This is a genomic window from Methanolobus sp. WCC5 (assembly GCF_045690325.1).
Classification (GTDB): domain Archaea; phylum Halobacteriota; class Methanosarcinia; order Methanosarcinales; family Methanosarcinaceae; genus Methanolobus.
Genome location: NZ_CP146981.1, coordinates 739,906 through 757,104 on the forward strand (window position 1 = coordinate 739,906; position 17,199 = coordinate 757,104).

Sequence of the window (17,199 nt, forward strand, 5' to 3'; positions counted from 1 at the left end):
AGGTATCCAACTGGAAACTCTTCCTCTTATATGCAATCATGTACAATAGACAAGTATCAAAAAGATATCAAATCTAGGAAGCATGGTGAATAGAATGTACTGTTATCAGTGTGAAGAAACTTTGAACGGAACTGCCTGTACAAAGAACGGCGTGTGCGGAAAGAAAGCTGATGTTGCGGACCTGCAGGATGACCTTATCTATGTCCTGAAGAGCATCGCGTTCTACAACTCAAAAGCAAGGGCAAATGGCCTGAATGATACAAAGACCGATGAGTTCATCCTTGACGGGCTTTTTGCCACGGTCACAAATACCAATTTCAGCAAGGCTGACATTGAGCGCTATATAAACGAAGGTTTTGTGATCAAGGACGGCATCAAGAAGAAACTCATGGATGCAAAGGTGATCAATGAGAAGTCCGGCTCGTCTTTCCCCAGGTGGATAAAGGAGAAGCTCCTTGGTGCAAGTCCCAATGCAGGCGAGGATATACCGGTAATGGCAAAGGTCACTCCACAGACACTTGCCAGTATAGATACCGGCGTCCTTGCCACAGAGAACGAGGACATCCGCTCCCTCAGGGAACTGCTCATATACGGGCTTAAAGGAATGGCAGCATATGCCCACCATGCAAATATCCTTGGATACAAGGATGAAAATATAATTGCATTCATCGAAAAGGCTCTCTTGGCAACAATGGATGATGAAATGGGCGTTGATGAACTTGTTCCACTGGTGCTTGAGTGTGGTTCAGTGGGAGTCACAACACTCGCCCTTCTTGACAAGGCGAACACCACAACCTACGGTAACCCTGAGCCTACAGCAGTCAATATTGGTGTAAGGGGTAATCCTGGCATCCTCATAAGCGGACACGACCTGCGTGACCTTGAGCAGCTCCTTGAACAGACCAGGGGCACTGGTGTGGATGTCTATACCCATGGAGAGATGCTTCCGGCCAATTCCTATCCTGCGTTTAAGGAATATGATAACTTCGTGGGCAACTACGGTGGCTCATGGTGGAAGCAGAAAGAGGAGTTTGAGAAGTTCAATGGTCCCATACTCATGACCACCAACTGTATCGTACCTCCGAAGGATACATACATCGACCGCATTTACACCACCGGTGTTGTCGGCTTTGACGGTGTTACTCACATCAATGCCAGTGAGGATGGTGGCAAGGACTTCTCCGCGATCATTGAGCAGGCAAAGACATGCAAGGCACCGGAGCAGCTTGAGGAGGGCACTATAATGGGTGGCTTTGCACATGTGTCCGCACTCTCTGTTGCAGATAAGATAGTCGATGCGGTCAAGGCGGGCCATATAAAGAAGTTCGTGGTCATGGCAGGCTGTGATGGCAGGCATAAGGAGAGAAGCTACTACACAGACTTTGCAGAGGCACTTCCGCAAGACAGTGTCATACTCACTGCAGGGTGTGCAAAATACCGCTACAACAAACTTGCACTTGGTGACATTGGCGGTATTCCCAGGGTCATCGATGCCGGGCAGTGTAATGACTGCTACTCCCTGGTAGTGATCGCACAGAAACTTGCCGAAGCATTCGGTCTTGAGGACATAAACGACCTGCCGGTTGTATACAATATAGCATGGTATGAACAAAAGGCCGTCCTTGTCCTGCTCGCATTGCTGAGCCTTGGTGTTAAGAACATCATGCTTGGCCCCACGCTGCCGGCATTTGTCTCACCTAATGTTCTCAATGTACTGGTTGATAACTTCAATATCAGACCAAACTCCACAGTTGAGGAGGACCTAAAGGTCCTTCTTTAAATATTTTGACAAATAAGAATTGATTATCTGTTCCGGAGGAGGAATGCGATGAGAATTACAAGTTATAAGGATGCAGAGAAGAAGGACAACCCGCACGGTGTTACCGTGCACAGGCTCTATGACACCGAGCATGCCCAGGTCATGCATATGGAACTTGGACCCGGGGATGCATTGAAGAAACACTCCACACCTGTGGATGCTTTCTTTTACGTCTTAGAGGGCGAGGGGATAGTTGAGATAGGGGACGAGCAGCAAACTGTGACAAAGGATATGCTTGTGGACAGTCCTGCAAGGATCCCTCACAGGCTTATGAACGAGAGTGACAGCCTTTTCCGTTTTCTTGTAGTAAAGGTGCCACGCCAGACAGAGCAGACAAAGATGGTCTGAGCAGGCCATCATCATCATAACGGGGATTCAATGGACCTGAGTACGTTCTGGAACATCTTGTCTGATATCACGGTCGACTCCATTCACCAAACAAAACACTTCCGTGAGAGAACAAGATCGCGATTTGGTGACGAGTTTACTAAAGAAGTGTACAATTTCATATTCGATCATACCCCGGTTGCAATAGTACAACAGGATGAGCAAAAGTTTAAAGTCCTGTACTCATATAGTAATGACTACGATCTCACTGTGGTTTTTGGCATCAAGGAAGGAAATCCATTAAAGTTGTCGTTGGTAACATGTCACAAAGTAGAATCTAAAAGGAGGTTAAGAATAGATGAGTAAAAACAAGGGCATTAAAAAAGATGATGTTTTTGATTACGATACTTTCAACGATAGCTTGTTTATCCACACCTCCGGCATGAAGTACAAACACTCCATAGATTTTGGTGACATTATACTTGATATCGGCGAAGACAATTCAATCACCGGATTAGAAGTACTCAGTGCTTCAAGAGTGTTTGGCATCACTAAATATGATGTAAGGAACATTAAGAACATGGAAGCCACCTTGAAAGTTTCTCCAGAGTCGATTAACCTGGAAGTACATGCGCACATTTCAAAGAGAAACTCCAAAATATCACGGATTGCTATGGCATCAGATGCAAACTATACGGACCTCCCGGTAGGTTCAGAATCAATGGCAGTAAGTGCATAAACCGAATATATTCTTTTATTACTTTCACCTCACTTAGTATCTCGCTATATACTGTAGTCAACATACTCTATGTACAACAGGGTGATAACATGTTCATAAAAAGCAATTGTCTGTATGATGGGAATCGAACCTGCTATCATAATATATGTGCGTGTGTCAAAAAAGAGATACTATTCGATGGTTAACGATACTCTGAGAAAAAAACACTTAACCATATAGAAATCACGGACTCAATGACTGCCAAGGAACTGGCCAGCTATATCATATGTGAAATGAAGCACCATATGTATGACGGGATGACTACAGACGAGTTCTGCAAACTACTAAAAAGTACTTTAGCGTAGCATCGAAGTAATGCTGCGATCTTATTCAACGGATGAAAGTCGAACTGGACATGTACTGTCCGGACAGGCAGCATTTGTATTATGTTTAATATCAATACCGGTAATTATTACCCATAAACACGTAATTTATAAATAATGATATCCTTAATATACTTTTCATACTTTTGATACGCAATATCGGAGATCATCTATGACAGAACTTGCACCTATTATGGAAAAAACGCATGAGTGGGCATCAAAATATGCAAAGAAAAAAGGTTTCATACTTAACCCGGATGAAGAAATGCTCCAGATGGTGATTGAGGGGCTTGCCAGGAACAAACATGAACACGGGAAACAATACTGTCCCTGCAGGCTGCGCAGCGGCGATGATGAACAGGACCGCAAGATAATCTGCCCCTGCATCTACCATCAGGAAGAGATAGATACCGAGGGCAATTGTCATTGTTCCTTGTTCTTCAGGGTCTGAGCTCATCTGCAGGAAGATCAAGAGGAACAAAAACCAGTCATCGGATTTGTGAATTCATCGATGGCTTGCATCCGTATAGGTGATAATAATGGCCAGTGTAATGGAAATATACCAGTTGCTCCCAAAAACCAATTGTAAGGAATGTGGCAAAAGTACGTGTATGGCGTTTGCCGTTGACCTGCTGGCACGCAAGGTAACAGTTGATGATTGCCCGCCTCTTGTCAATGAGGCAAAATATAAGGCAGGCTATGAGAAGCTCTCCTCAATGATAACACCTGTGGGTGGTGTTACTGACACAGGTCTTATAGTTCACGATGAAAAGTGCATAGGCTGCGGGAATTGTGTTGTTGCGTGTCCTGTCAATGTAGCCAACGACCCACTGGGTGCAGGCAGCGGTAAGGCACCAACTTCTGATAAAGTGATCTTTAAGGTAGAGGATGGTGTGGTCAGGGCCAGGAATGTGGAAGAATGCCGGCGTTTCGGTGAGAACAGGATCCTTTGTGTGGCCTGCATAGACACATGTCCCACAAAGGCAATTGAGTTCGTTTGATTGCCCTGTTCCTCATGTAATGTTATTTTATCCAATAATGTGGTGATCATGTGAGTGAATATTATGTTTGTACGGGTTGTGCCCTCCTCTGTGATGACATAGAGGTTGAAACTGAAGATGACAGGGTGAAAGTGGTGCATGCTGCATGCCGCAAAGGTGTGGCACGCATGAAAGGGTGCAGTGAACCTCTTGAATGTAGTGTGGATGGTGAGGGAGCAGACATCGATACTGCTATTGAAAAGGCTGCTTCGATACTCAGGGAGGCAAAGAACCCTCTGATATTCGGGCATGGGAATTCAAGCTCACAGGCACAGAAAACATCCATTGGACTTGCAAAGAAGATAGGTGCATACATTGACGACACCTCCTCATTCTGCCAGGGGCCGATAGTTGAGGCCATACTGCAGGAAAAGCTTAGAACATGCACTCTTGATGATGTGCGGCACAAGGCCGATGTTATTGTCTTCTGGGGAGCCGACCCTTCCAATTCACATCCGCGCCACCTTTCCAGGTATTCCTATTTCCCCAGGGGTAAGGAGCGCCAGAGAGGATGGGAGGAGGACAGGACGGCGATAACAATTGATGTGAGGAAGTCTGAAACTGCCATTATATGCAAAGATGAGCGCTTCTATCAGTTACCACCTGGCGGGGACGCAGAGTTTATGACTGCTCTTATCAGTGCACTTTCCTCAAAAGTCCCAAAAACATCCTTTGATCTTGACACCAAAAGGATACTGGGACTTAGCAACATACTGAAAAAAGCAAAGTTTGGTGTTATCTGCGTGGGACTTGGGCTTGTATATTCACTTAAAGAACTTGATCCTCTTTTTGCGCTGATGGGCAAGCTCAACGAGGTTTCAGACTTTCATCTGATACCCATGGTAGGCCAGTACAATATGAGAGGTTTTAACCATAACCTCTTTGCAGAGACAGGATATATCAACCGCCTGAAGTTTGATAGCAACTCTAAAGAGTTTGCACATGGCCCGGAATTCTCGGTGGTAGAAGCTCTCAGGAACAAAAAGGTTGATGCTGCACTTATCATAGGCTCTGACCCACTCTCAAGCCTGCCTCTTCCGGTTGCACGCCATCTTGCAGACATTCCCCTCATAACCATCGACCCCTGCAATAACCTTACAGCCAGCAGGTCAGCTGTGACAATACCCTGCGCACTGGGTGGAGTCGAATCCGGAGGCACTGCCATTCGTATGGACGGTGTGGAGGTCGAATTAAAAAAGATATTTGATAGTGACAGACTATCTGACCAGGAAATACTTAAAAGGATCACGGAGGCGATATGATGGGATTTGGACAATTCCTTGCTGCACCGGAAATAAAACTGAAGGTGGTCACTTACCGGGACGTGTTCCAGAACACAGCCCAGGAATCCTCGCGCTTTGGCGGGGATTATGAAACACTCTCTGCAGTCATCAGGCTTGACCTGAAGGACATTTCAAAACTTTCCATCAAAGAAGGGGAAACTGTTATTGTAAGAAACGGCTCCGGAAAAGTTGTGGTCCAGGCACAGAAGTCCGGATATGAACAGGCTCACCCAGGGATTGCCTATATGGTGAACAGTCCCTGGTCAAATGCCCTTGTACCTGAAGATACAGGAGGTACCGGCGTTCCTAAGTTCAAGGACTTTGAAGTAACTGTCCAGAGTGCCAGGGGTGCCAGTGTAACAGGAATAAAGGAGATATTCTAAGTCTTAAACCTCTTTTACCTGTGTATTTTTCACCTGCGTATTTTTTGGTCTGCCCGGTTATGTGGGAACCGGATCTTACATAGAAAGATGAGAGGATGACCTCTCTTACCGTTCAGTTATTGTAAGCATCGTATATCTGCCATATCCACACAATGAAACCCAGCAGGTAGCCTATGAGGATGATCTGCAATAACCAGCTGATACCCAGGACTACCCATATGCCGATAGCCTTGAATATATCGCCTTTGATTATCTGTCCCAGTCCCGGTATGAAAAAAGAAAGCAATGCCGGTATCCCGTATGTTCTGTTATTTCCCATGATGGTTACATCCTGTTTTTGTCCTGCATATATTAAAGGAATTCAATCAATAATAGGACCTGGCGCTATAAAAATGTTCATATTAATGCTAATGTTCCCTGCATGTGGATTATGCAGGAATCGTACAAAAGAGTAAAACTTTTAACCCATGCAGACCTTAAGCAGAAATAGCAACGATATTTATGTTAACGATCAACCACACTATTATTCTCTCTTTATCTGCAGGTGATATTTTTCCTTATGTTTCCAGCCTTTATATCATCTAAAAATATATATTTTATCAGAACCATAAAAGAGAATGTAAAAAGCGGGATTAGTGTGAACGATATATCATTTTTATATCATAGCTTCTTTTCTACCGGAGGTTTACCTCACAATGCATAAGATTTGTACGGATATAATAATCGAAGCCCCTATACACGAGGTCTGGGACCTCCTGACAGATTTTGAAGAATATGGTTCATGGAATTCTTTCATCACTGCTATAACAGGAGTGATCGAGAAAGGATCTAAACTTGATGTGCATATGCAGCTGCCCGGAATGAAAGGTATTGATCTTAATCCGGTCATCACAAAGGTGCAACCTTTGCATGAGATCAGGTGGATAGGCAATTTATGGATAAAGGGAATATTTGACGGTGAGCACGCTTTCAGGCTGGAAGAACTGGAGAACGGAAGGACAAGACTTATCCAGTGTGAAAGGTTCAGGGGTGTTCTGGCCCCGCTCATATTGCATCTTATCGGAGACAGGACAAAAGAAGGATTCCGGAATATGAACCGGGAACTTAAAGGTGCATGTGAAAAAAGAAAAGGTTTCGGGCTTAAACGGAATGTGCCCTTGGCCTTATAACCTTATTGTCGCAATATTGCTCCATGCAGTGGGCTATCCATCCTGAAACCCTTCCCATGGCAAATATGGAAGTTGCAAGCTCGGAAGGTATGTCAAGATACTTGTACACCACAGCAGAATAAAAATCAACATTCGGATAGATCGGTTTTCCTCTGATTTCTATGAATTCATGATAAAGTATATGCTCGATCTCCTCTGCCATCTCATACCAGCCAGTATCGCCTCTCTCGATTGCCAGCCTTCTGGCAACATCCCTGTATATCCTTGCCCGGGGGTCATAGGTTTTGTAGACGCGATGACCAAATCCCATTACTTTCTCTTTTCTTTCCAGTTTTTGTAAAACGTAGTCTCTGGCATTTTCCCTGCTGCCGACCTCATCCAGCATGTCCATTACTCCTTTCCTGGCACCTCCGTGTAAAGGTCCCTTGAGGGTGCACAGGCCGCATATGACCGCAGAATACATATCAGAAAGTGTCGACGCTGCAATCCTTAATGAGAATGTTGAAGGGTTCAGCTCATGTTCCGCGCTCAGTATAAGGTCCTTTTCCATTGCTTCAGCCTCAAGCACTGTAGGGAGTCTGCCATTTAGCATGTAGAGAAAGTTCGCTCCGTGGGATAGTTCTTCATTGGGTTTAATGGGTTCCTTCCCTATACTGTTGCGATGCATGGCTGCAACAATTGTCGGGAATTTAGCAACAAGCCTGACAGTTTTGTTCCTGTTGGCATCAGGGGAATGGTGATTGTTCTCATCATCAATATGGGATGTACAGGAAACTGCAGTCCTTAGTCCGTCAAGGGCATCACTTCCAAAATCAAAGCCTTTCAGGATATCGATGAGTTTATCGTCAATATACCGGTCTTTTCTAAGTCTGTGCGAATATTCAGACAATTCGGCCTCATCGGGGATCTTTGCATTGATAAGCAGATAGGAAACCACATCATAAGGAAGATCAACAAGCTCCTCTATTCTGATTCCCCGGTATTTCAAGATTCCCCGGATACCATCGATGAACGATATTCTCGTATCCAGAGCTACTACGCCTTCAAGGCCTTTCTTCATCTCTTCCATTAAAATCCCCCGATGGAGCAAAGTACACGTTTTGATAAAATATGTCTATCTTTATTTTTGATTGTCCATATATAAACTTTACTGGAAATGATTTCGCAGAAGTCAGGGACATTCAATTAATTCTAAAAAAAATAGACTGAGCAGACAACCTGCCTGAAAGATCGTACAGAGATCGTACGAATGAATATACCCGCAGATAAAGTATTTCTATTAAAATACACATAAATTCTTGAAAATCAAAACATCATTGTTATATATTTATACCCATATAATATGCGTGCATAACAGCATCACAAATAGTCACACCTTTTACCTGAAAGGATCCCATTCAAGAAAATGACAGACACATAGAAGATCTGAATAATATTCAATAGCAGGTCTGATCTAAAATAAGGCACTTTCAATCTGAGGAGGTGAAAATGAAGGACAGTAAAGAAAATATCAAGCTCAAAAGACTTGTTACATCTTCAGAGGAACTCTTCCAGTGTCCAACTGACAGGATAGATTACAAAAGGATAGTTGACAACCTTCTGGAAATATCCGATGCTAAATATGCCGCTTTCATGAAATACAATGATAGAACGAATTCTTTTATCACCAAAAACATTTCCGGTGCGGATGAACATTTAAAAAAAGCCTCTTCAATACTTGGTTTTGACCTTGTGGGAAAAGAGTGGGAATTAAAGCCGCAACTGGAAGAAAAAATAAAGAACAGCAACATCACATATTTCTCTTCTCTAAATGAACTGACAGGGGACCAGGTGCCCAGGGGACCGGTAAAACTCCTGGAAAAGACCTTCAATACGGGAGAAACCATCGCAGCCACCATTTTCAGGAACAATAGTATCCTTGGTTATTTCATACTCATAATGCCCCGGGGCGGATCACTGGAAAACGAAGAACTCATTGAGATCTATACCCGCCAGGTAGGTCTTTTACTGGAACGTAAAAAAGCAGAACAGGAACTCCGGTTCCAGCTGGATTTCCAGAAAATGGTATCAAGCATCGCGGCAGATCTTGTAAGTGTGTCCTTTGAGGAACTGGACACTGCCGTTGATCAAGCACTCCGTGAATGTGCCATGTTGTCTGATGTAGACCGTGCTTACATATTTCTCTTCTCAGAAGACAGGACCAGGATGAGCATCAGCAACGAATGGTGCTCACCAGGAACAAAGACCCAGATCAGCCGGATGCAGGATGTCAGTACCCGGGATTTTCCCTGGTTTGAGAAGATAATCAATGAACAGGAGCATCTGCACTTGCCTGATGTGGAGGAACTACCTCCAAAAGCATATGCAGAAAAAACAGAGTTCAGGATACAATCCATTAAATCACTTTTGAATATACCGATGGAAAAGGAAGGAAAAGTTATCGGTTTTATGGGATTTGACTCTGTGAGGAGAAAACATTCCTGGGCCCTGGGCGAGATCTCATTGCTGCGAGTCGTTGCCGGAGTAATAGCCGGTGCATTTGAAAGGAAGCGTGAGGAAAAAGAGCTGCGCAAGAGGGAAATGCAGCTTAATAACGCCCAGAAGATCGGGCATATGGGTAGCTGGGAATTCGACCTTAGTACCGGTACTGTCCATGCTTCGCAAGAGGCATTCAATATATACGGCATAGAAAACGGAAAAGAACACGTACGATTTGCTATCGATGAGATACAGAAGGTACCGTTGCCGGAATACAGGTCAATGCTTGACAGGGCTATGCAGGACCTTATAGAAGGAAAGGATCCTTATGACATACATTTCCGGATACAGAGAAGCTGCGATGGAAAGATCAGGGATATACATTCAGTTGCTGAGTATGACATACAGAGAAATGCAATAGTGGGCACCATACAGGACATCACAGAACAGAAACAATTGCATGAAAACCTGCTTGAGAACGAAAGGAAATACCGCACGTTGTTTGAAGCTGCACTCAGTCCCATACTAATTGCTGATGCAAATGGATATTACATAGATGCTAACAATGCTGCACTTAAATTCCTGGAAACAGACATTGTTTCCCTGCGAAAAAGGAAGGTAGGGGATTTCGACCCGCCCGGAGTTCAGGAAAAACAAAAGGAAGAGCATTCACCTTTCCTTGAGCCAAAGACCCTTGAAACATACTATTATGTCAATGGTAAGGAAAAGGTACTGCTTCTGAACATAGTTCCTGTGGATACGAAGGAAGGAGTACACTTATTTGGCATTGGACAGGACATAACCGAACGTAAACAGGCAGAAGAGAAACTTACTGAAGAGGCAGTCTGGAGGCGCCTGCTCATTGAAAGGTCCAGGGACGGAGTTGTTATCCTTGATATGAATGGAAAGGTATACGAAGCAAACAAAAGATATGCCAGGATGCTCGGATATGCCCCGGAAGAGATCCTGAGATCACACATCTGGGACTGGGACCGGCAGTGGACACAAGAAAAGTGGTTGCAAATGCTGCGTAATGTCCATACCATGGATGAATATTTCCTTGCGCGTCATATGCGTAAGGATGGAACGTTCATAGACGTGGAGATAAGTGCCAATGAAGTTGTGCGTGCAGGGAAAAGACTTGTATTGTGCACCTGCAGGGATGTTTCAGACCGTGAGCGTGCCCAGGAAGCCCTGCGTGAAAGTGAGAAGAACTACCGGACAATATTCAATTCCACCAGTGAGGCAATTTTCATTCTTGATGCATCCACTGGAAAAATAATCGATGTCAACGATGCCATGTTAAAGATGTACGGTTGCTCCGGTAAAGAAAAAGTGCTCAAACATAACATATGGGACCTGAGTGCAAATATTGACCTTTACACAGAGGAGAATGCCCTGGAACATATCAAAAAAAGCATAGAAGAAGGGCCCCAGGTATTTGAATGGCTGGCAAGGAAAGAAAACGGAGATACTTTCTGGGTCGAGGTATCGCTGAAAAGGACAGAGATTGGCGGGGAGGACAGGGTACTTTCTGTGGTTCGTGATATCAATGAGCGAAAGATTGCCGGGGAGCAGCTTAAGAAAAGGAAAGAAATGCTGGACATGGCCCTTGAGGCTACCTGTGCGGGCATCTGGGACCTTGACCTGACAACCGGAGAGATACTGCTGCAGGGCCTGGACAGCTGGAAGAGGATTACAGGTTATGTCAAGGGGGATTTTCCTTATTTCAACATCGATATGTGGAAGAAAATGATCCACCCTGATGATATCGATCTTGCTACCGGAGCACTTAATGATGCAATTGAAGGCAGGAAAATATATTTTACGGCAGAATACAGGATACTGCACAAAGAAGGGCACTGGGTATGGATCCGTGCACACGGAAGGATTTCGGAGTATGATACATCAGGCAGGCCCCTTCGCATGTTCGGGACCCACATCAGTATCGATGAGAACAAGAAAGCTGAAGAGCAGGCAAAAGCAGCCAGCAATGCCAAGTCAGAGTTCCTTGCAAATATGAGCCACGAGATGCGCACACCCCTTAACGGGATAATTGGTTTTTCCGGCCTGCTGCTGCAAACAGAACTTAGCGAGCCACAAATGCGCTACATGAAAACGGTGCACACATCGGCAAATTCACTGCTTGACATTATCAATGACGTCCTGGATATATCCAAGATAGAGGCCGGGAAACTGGAACTTGATGTGCAGATGACCGATATTGCAGAACTGTGCGAGCAGATCGCTGATATGCTCAAATACCGGATACATGAAAAGGGACTTGAGCTGCTGCTGAACATCCAGCCCTCTATTCCCCGTTATGTGCTGGCTGATAGTTTAAGATTGAGGCAGGTACTTGTAAATCTTCTTGGAAATGCGGTCAAGTTCACTGAAAAAGGAGAGATAGAGCTCAAGGCACAAGCCAGGGCAATTCCCGGGATTTCTGGTATTCCCGGGGAGATGGAATTCACTTTCTCGGTCAGGGATACGGGAATCGGTATAGCTGAAGAGAACATGCTCCTTATATTTGAATCATTTTCACAGGCCGATGGTTCTATTACCAGAAGGTTCGGGGGTACCGGACTTGGCCTTAGTATCTCCAGTAAACTGCTGGAGATAATGGGATCAAAGATCGAGCTTGAAAGTGAAGAAGGAAAAGGCAGCAGGTTCTACTTCACCTTAAGGCTTCAGGCAGAACTAAGCGAAGTATCGCAGCCCACAGTCCCGGCTCTGGTCAAAAAGGCACTCATCGTGGACGATAATATAGCTAATTGCAGCATCCTTCAGGAAATGCTGCGGGCCAGGGGTATAGACACACTTGTGGCAACCAGTGCCCGGGAAGCACAGGAAATGCTATCCAGCGGAAGTGACTGTGAGCTCATCATTGCAGATATGCATATGCCCTCTATGAAAGGAGATGAACTGGTTCAGAGCATACGCCTGGAAAAAGGACAGGACTTCATGGGCGTTCCTGTTATACTCCTGCATGATTCCACAGACCTCAGCTCAATGCATGGTCAATGCTGCAAATATAGAAAATATGGGAAATGCACCTGTATTGTAAAGCCTGTGAAAGAAAGTGAGCTCTTTGAAGCGATTTTCTATCTTGTATCCGGAGGGACAGAGCAGGCCCCATGGAAAGGGACAGGGAAATCCCATGGGACAGATACTACCAGATACCAAACAGAATACCCGATATACAGCATCCTCATTGCCGAGGACAATGAGATCAACATGCTTCTTATCACAACCATTGTCTCTGATCTGCTGCCCGGAACAAGGATACTTCAGGCAGGGAACGGGAGAGAGGCTGTCCTGCTTTTCAGTAATGAGCAACCGGACCTTATCTTCATGGACATACAGATGCCTGAAATAAGCGGTTATTCTGCCACCGCCATGATACGGGACCTTGAAAGCAAAACCAGCAGGCATACACCTGTTATTGCCCTGACTGCAGGTACTTTCAAGGATGAGAAAGAACGTTGCTTTGAAGCAGGAATGGATGATTACATTACAAAGCCTGTTGCAAAGGACACTATAGAGAAGATCCTGAAAAAGTGGCTTTCAGGACAAAGTGGACAAAGCTTCAAAGCCGGGATGGAAAATACCGCTAATGAGAATGATCAGACCCATCTGCTCCGCTTTGACAGGGGAAGGATCATGGAGATTGCCGGCAACAATATGAAATTGCATGACAGGCTGATAAATATGGCTATCGGGTCTTTTACGCATAATCTCGAAGAGGCCAGGGGCTTTTTTTCAGAGAAGGACATGGATATGGTGGCAAAGAGCGCCCACAGAACAAAAGGAGCTGCACTGAATATAGGCTTCGATCTGCTTGCTGCACTGGCAGGTCAGCTGGAAGAAGCTGCCGGAAATGATCATGCGCGAGTCCTGCAGCTGCTGGAGCAAATAGAAAAAGAAATAGAATTGCTCAAAAGCTCCTTTGAAAGAAGAGAGCCTGAATTCTCTGAAAAATAGAAAATCAGATCATATCCTTCCAGGCAACAGCACGCCTATGATGCAGAAGAGAGCCGTTAGCGCATACATGAACCATGTGGCCTGCTTTTCTGTTACCCTGTAGTAATAAGGCAGTACCCATTTAAGAGTAAGCGGGTTGGGTACCTCAAGGGTGCCGTCTTCTCTCTCCTTACCAAATTTAGCCACCGGGAACTTCATAGCTCTCCAATAGACATACATGAGGAAGTTAACGGTGTGGGGTATCAGCATTATGAATCCGCTTATGATGAAACCCTGTATCACTATTATGACACCTATGGCCGCTCCGATGGTAAGCGAACCCACGTTGCCCCAGAAGATCTGCGAAGGGTACCTGTCATACATAAAATAGGCAAGAGCTGCTCCTGTTATGCTGACCACAGCAATGATATTGTCTACATCACCTATAAGCATCGATTTTACTATCAGGGATATGAGCACGATAACAGAAAGTCCCGAAGCCAGGCCGTTAAAACCGGAATGCATGTTCACAAGATTGGATGCCACCAGTACATAGGTGGGAACGATGAACTGCAGGTAGAGTATGCCAAGTTCGATATTGCCCACGCTTGGCAGGATGAATGCTGTGTGGGTTGCATACTGTATCAGGGGGTAGGAACAGTAATACATAAGAAGGAGCTTTGTGACCCTTCCGATGTCTACCATATCGTCAAGTATCCCGAACAGCCCGAACATGGCGATAACTATTAGGACAACGTAATTTGTAGTCGAGAATTTGAAGAACAATGTGTTCAGTGAAAAACACACCATTGCAACAAGCAGTATGGCAATGCCCCCTCTTTCAGGGACCATTGTAACTTCCCTTTTATAGTAATCCCTGGCAATGATCCCCTTTTCTGTGAGCTTCTTTATGAAATAGGGCATCGATATATAGGTCGCAAGAAAAGGAAATAAGAAATTGCTTGCCAGGGCTAAAGCCACAAGCGTTGACGGTGATTGCAGGTTCAGCATCATTCAAATCCTCTTTTGTTCATAGGTGTGATCCTTGCTTAAACGGCCTTCGTTTTACAATTTTATTATATATGTAGTTACTGACAGTCAGTATATTATAAAGAGAATAATATATAAATATATCTTTCTTTTCCTGCTATCAGGCATTTTTGTTTGAGAGTTATATATATTATAATAATCTTATTCTCTTGCTTTATATATTATTTTCTGCTCATCATCATTAGCATCATTTTTAGCATCGAACATAAATTTATATAGTATAATAACTCTACAACTGTTTGACAATTGGGTTATTGTCTATGTATAAATGATATGTGCTCTTATATGTGCTATCTGCAATAATAACACAATAATAACAAACGAGCACGCTTTAGGTGGTACGAATGAAATTAGTAGAGAAAAAATGTGCAATGTGTGGTAGTCCCATATATGTTTACGAGAATTGTGCCCGTGAGGAAATGTTCTGCACTCTCCACTGCATGGAGAAGGCTACATTCACAGCCGTTCCCAGGGCCCTTGACCGAGCCGGAAGCATCTGCTAAGCTGCAGGCTTTATGGCGTGCGTTTCGTGACCTGTGAGCCCGGGCTTTGAACGTACTTGAAATTACTTGAAATGATACTGCTTTGAATTATGGTATTGTTTCGGGTATTGTTTATGATACTGTTTCTGGCATCGTTAATTGTACGGTTTCCGGTATTGCTTATTGTATTGCTTATGGTATCGCTTTATTCTTAAGGTAATTCGACCCTGAGAGTAAGTTAATTATAGTAAGTTCAACAGTCATAGGTTCATGAAAAAAGTGCTTATTACCGGTGGGGCTGGCCAGATAGGCAGCTATCTTGCAGACAGGATGCAGGCTGACCATGAGGTCACGGTCCTTGATAATCTCTCTTCGGGAAAGGAACCTGAACTTTCCAAAAACGTACGCTTCATCAAAGAGGATATCAGGTCGCCCATAGCCCGTGAGCTGGCCGCTGAGCACGATATAATCATCCATACCGCAGCCCAGATAAGTGTTGCAAGATCCATGGATGATCCTTTATTCGATGCTGACAATAATGTTTTCGGGACCCTGAACCTTCTGGAAGGTGCACGCCTGGGGGATCCGGAGAGGTTCATTTATATCAGTTCGGCTGCGGTCTATGGTGATCCTGAATACCTGCCCGTTGATGAGCAGCATCCCCAGAACCCCATGTCACCCTACGGTGCAAGCAAGTTCTGCGGGGAGAAGTACTGCAGCATGTATAACCGGGCCTATGGACTGCCCTCGGTATGCATAAGGCCATTTAATATATACAGCCCCAGGCAGGACCCTTCCAATCCATACTCCGGTGTGATATCCAAATTCATAGGACGTGTAAGGGAGGAACTGCCACCTGTGATCTTCGGGGACGGGACGCAGACCCGGGATTTTGTCTCTGCCCATGATGTTGTGGATATGATACTCCTGCTGTGCAGCGGAAAAGGTGAGAACGGTGATGTCTACAACATAGGTACCGGCAGGGTGACAAGCATAAACGAACTTGCACACATCATCCTGGATATTTTTGGCAGTGACATGGACATTGAATACAAAGACCCGCTGCCCGGGGATATAAAGGACAGCTATGCCGACATCTCAAAAGCAAAGAAGATAGGCTACCGGCCACAGGTTGACCTGTACCGGGGTCTGGAAGAGATAATCGGCCAGGAATCTCTGTGCCAAAATAGCATAAATGGCATGGAGCAGAAAAAGCAGAATAGTCCAGACTAGACCAAACTAGCCGACCGGAATAGCCGGATAATTATTTCAACTTTGTTTCACATTTTATAATATAAGAAGAACATATGCCAAACCTGAAGAAAAACAGATACGTTGCCTACCTGGCACTTTATATCCTTTATTTGCTGCAGGCCTTTCTCGGGCTTATCGCCCGCATACAGCAGTTCATTGATACAAGGAACAGGAAGGATATTTTCATTGCCCTTACAATACTGTATGCAGGCTTTATATTCTTTCTCTCCTCAAGATCGGATCTAAGTATCCCTGCCTCTATTTTCAAGATACCGCTAATGTATGAGCTGGCATATATACTGGAGGGACTGGGACTTGCCTATTTCATTGATATTGCAGAATACGCACATCAGAATATGGACAAGATAGCCCATATGATCCTGTATTTCGGTCTTGGCATACTGCTGCATCTCACATTCAGGAACTCAGAGAATGTGATACTAAGAAGATATGCAGCCATCTTTGCATTTTCACTTGGCATCATATACGGCATAACCGACGAGATCCACCAGTCCTTTGTACCCGGCCGCACTGCCAGCATGCATGACCTGCTTGCCAACGGTATCGGACTGACCATTGCGCAGATACTCTTTGTGATACTGATACTTGTCAATCTGCAACGAAAAAAAGGTAAGTATAACAGGGAATGAGCCGGTGGTTCCGACCGAATCCGGAAGCTAAGATTCCCCCGGATTAAAACCATAGAAAGAACTATAGAAATAACTATGAGGACCACTATAAGAAAAAAATATAAAAAAATATAAAAATATAGGAACAACTATAGGAAAAAATGGCAGGTTAAATGAAGGTCATTCGGGGTACCTTCACTTCACTTCGATCCGATCTGCCT

The 17,199-nt window shown here is 44.5% G+C and carries 16 protein-coding genes; 13 read left to right on the forward strand and 3 right to left on the reverse strand.

What is annotated here, in order from left to right:
* Window positions 1–94 precede the first annotated feature (94 nt).
* The 8 genes from hcp to V7O64_RS03590 all read left to right on the forward strand — a co-directional run bounded on the left by hcp (window position 95) and on the right by V7O64_RS03590 (window position 5,953).
* The gene (gene hcp / locus V7O64_RS03555; protein ID WP_407356660.1) at window positions 95–1,780 is read left to right on the forward strand and encodes a hydroxylamine reductase; all 1,686 of its coding nucleotides are present in this window, start codon (window positions 95–97) and stop codon (window positions 1,778–1,780) included.
* A gap of 48 nt (window positions 1,781–1,828) precedes the next feature.
* Window positions 1,829–2,167, forward strand: a complete 339-nt coding sequence (locus V7O64_RS03560) for a cupin domain-containing protein (protein ID WP_407356661.1) — start codon at window positions 1,829–1,831, stop codon at window positions 2,165–2,167.
* A 30-nt stretch (window positions 2,168–2,197) separates the two neighbouring features.
* Window positions 2,198–2,512 carry a hypothetical protein gene (locus tag V7O64_RS03565; protein WP_407356662.1) on the forward strand — a complete coding sequence of 105 codons (315 nt, stop codon included), beginning with the start codon at window positions 2,198–2,200 and terminating at the stop codon, window positions 2,510–2,512.
* Window positions 2,505–2,885: a DUF2283 domain-containing protein gene (locus V7O64_RS03570; RefSeq protein ID WP_407356663.1), complete on the forward strand. Its 381-nt coding sequence runs from the start codon at window positions 2,505–2,507 to the stop codon at window positions 2,883–2,885. Before V7O64_RS03565 ends, V7O64_RS03570 begins: the two co-directional genes overlap by 8 nt.
* 534 nt (window positions 2,886–3,419) lie before the next feature.
* On the forward strand, window positions 3,420–3,698 hold the full coding sequence (locus V7O64_RS03575) for a ferredoxin-thioredoxin reductase catalytic domain-containing protein (RefSeq protein ID WP_407356664.1): 279 nt from the start codon (window positions 3,420–3,422) through the stop codon (window positions 3,696–3,698).
* An 88-nt stretch (window positions 3,699–3,786) separates the two neighbouring features.
* Window positions 3,787–4,248 carry a (Fe-S)-binding protein gene (locus tag V7O64_RS03580; protein ID WP_407356665.1) on the forward strand — a complete coding sequence of 154 codons (462 nt, stop codon included), beginning with the start codon at window positions 3,787–3,789 and terminating at the stop codon, window positions 4,246–4,248.
* A 50-nt stretch (window positions 4,249–4,298) separates the two neighbouring features.
* Window positions 4,299–5,549 carry a formylmethanofuran dehydrogenase subunit B gene (locus V7O64_RS03585; protein ID WP_407356666.1) on the forward strand — a complete coding sequence of 417 codons (1,251 nt, stop codon included), beginning with the start codon at window positions 4,299–4,301 and terminating at the stop codon, window positions 5,547–5,549.
* Window positions 5,546–5,953 (forward strand): molybdopterin dinucleotide binding domain-containing protein, encoded by a 408-nt coding sequence (locus V7O64_RS03590; RefSeq protein WP_407356667.1) that lies wholly within the window; start codon window positions 5,546–5,548, stop codon window positions 5,951–5,953. The genes V7O64_RS03585 and V7O64_RS03590 overlap by 4 nt, the downstream gene beginning before the upstream one ends.
* Before the next feature lie 112 nt (window positions 5,954–6,065).
* Here V7O64_RS03590 and V7O64_RS03595 read toward each other — a convergent pair whose 3' ends face one another.
* Complete coding sequence (locus V7O64_RS03595; protein ID WP_407356668.1) at window positions 6,066–6,272, reverse strand: hypothetical protein; 207 nt, start codon at window positions 6,270–6,272, stop codon at window positions 6,066–6,068.
* Window positions 6,273–6,648: 376 nt separating this feature from the next.
* Here V7O64_RS03595 and V7O64_RS03600 point away from each other — a divergent pair, with 376 nt between their 5' ends.
* The gene (locus V7O64_RS03600; protein WP_407356669.1) at window positions 6,649–7,122 is read left to right on the forward strand and encodes an SRPBCC family protein; all 474 of its coding nucleotides are present in this window, start codon (window positions 6,649–6,651) and stop codon (window positions 7,120–7,122) included.
* Here V7O64_RS03600 and V7O64_RS03605 read toward each other — a convergent pair.
* On the reverse strand, window positions 7,094–8,191 hold the full coding sequence (locus V7O64_RS03605) for a citrate/2-methylcitrate synthase (RefSeq protein ID WP_407356670.1): 1,098 nt from the start codon (window positions 8,189–8,191) through the stop codon (window positions 7,094–7,096). The two genes, V7O64_RS03600 and V7O64_RS03605, sit on opposite strands and share 29 nt — an antisense overlap.
* Before the next feature lie 419 nt (window positions 8,192–8,610).
* Between V7O64_RS03605 and V7O64_RS03610 the strand changes: the two genes are divergently transcribed.
* On the forward strand, window positions 8,611–13,584 hold the full coding sequence (locus V7O64_RS03610; protein WP_407356671.1) for a PAS domain S-box protein: 4,974 nt from the start codon (window positions 8,611–8,613) through the stop codon (window positions 13,582–13,584).
* A gap of 9 nt (window positions 13,585–13,593) precedes the next feature.
* Here the strand turns inward: V7O64_RS03610 and V7O64_RS03615 are convergent, their stop codons facing one another.
* Window positions 13,594–14,577 carry an MraY family glycosyltransferase gene (locus V7O64_RS03615; RefSeq protein WP_407356672.1) on the reverse strand — a complete coding sequence of 328 codons (984 nt, stop codon included), beginning with the start codon at window positions 14,575–14,577 and terminating at the stop codon, window positions 13,594–13,596.
* Window positions 14,578–14,957: 380 nt separating this feature from the next.
* On the opposite strand from V7O64_RS03615, the gene V7O64_RS03620 reads away from it, so the two are divergent.
* The 3 genes from V7O64_RS03620 (at window position 14,958) to V7O64_RS03630 (ending at window position 16,999) form a co-directional block, all read left to right on the forward strand.
* Complete coding sequence (locus V7O64_RS03620) at window positions 14,958–15,116, forward strand: hypothetical protein (protein WP_407356673.1); 159 nt, start codon at window positions 14,958–14,960, stop codon at window positions 15,114–15,116.
* A 249-nt stretch (window positions 15,117–15,365) separates the two neighbouring features.
* Window positions 15,366–16,328, forward strand: a complete 963-nt coding sequence (locus V7O64_RS03625; RefSeq protein ID WP_407356674.1) for an NAD-dependent epimerase/dehydratase family protein — start codon at window positions 15,366–15,368, stop codon at window positions 16,326–16,328.
* Between the two features lie 74 nt (window positions 16,329–16,402).
* Window positions 16,403–16,999: a VanZ family protein gene (locus V7O64_RS03630; RefSeq protein WP_407356675.1), complete on the forward strand. Its 597-nt coding sequence runs from the start codon at window positions 16,403–16,405 to the stop codon at window positions 16,997–16,999.
* Window positions 17,000–17,199: the final 200 nt, after the last annotated feature.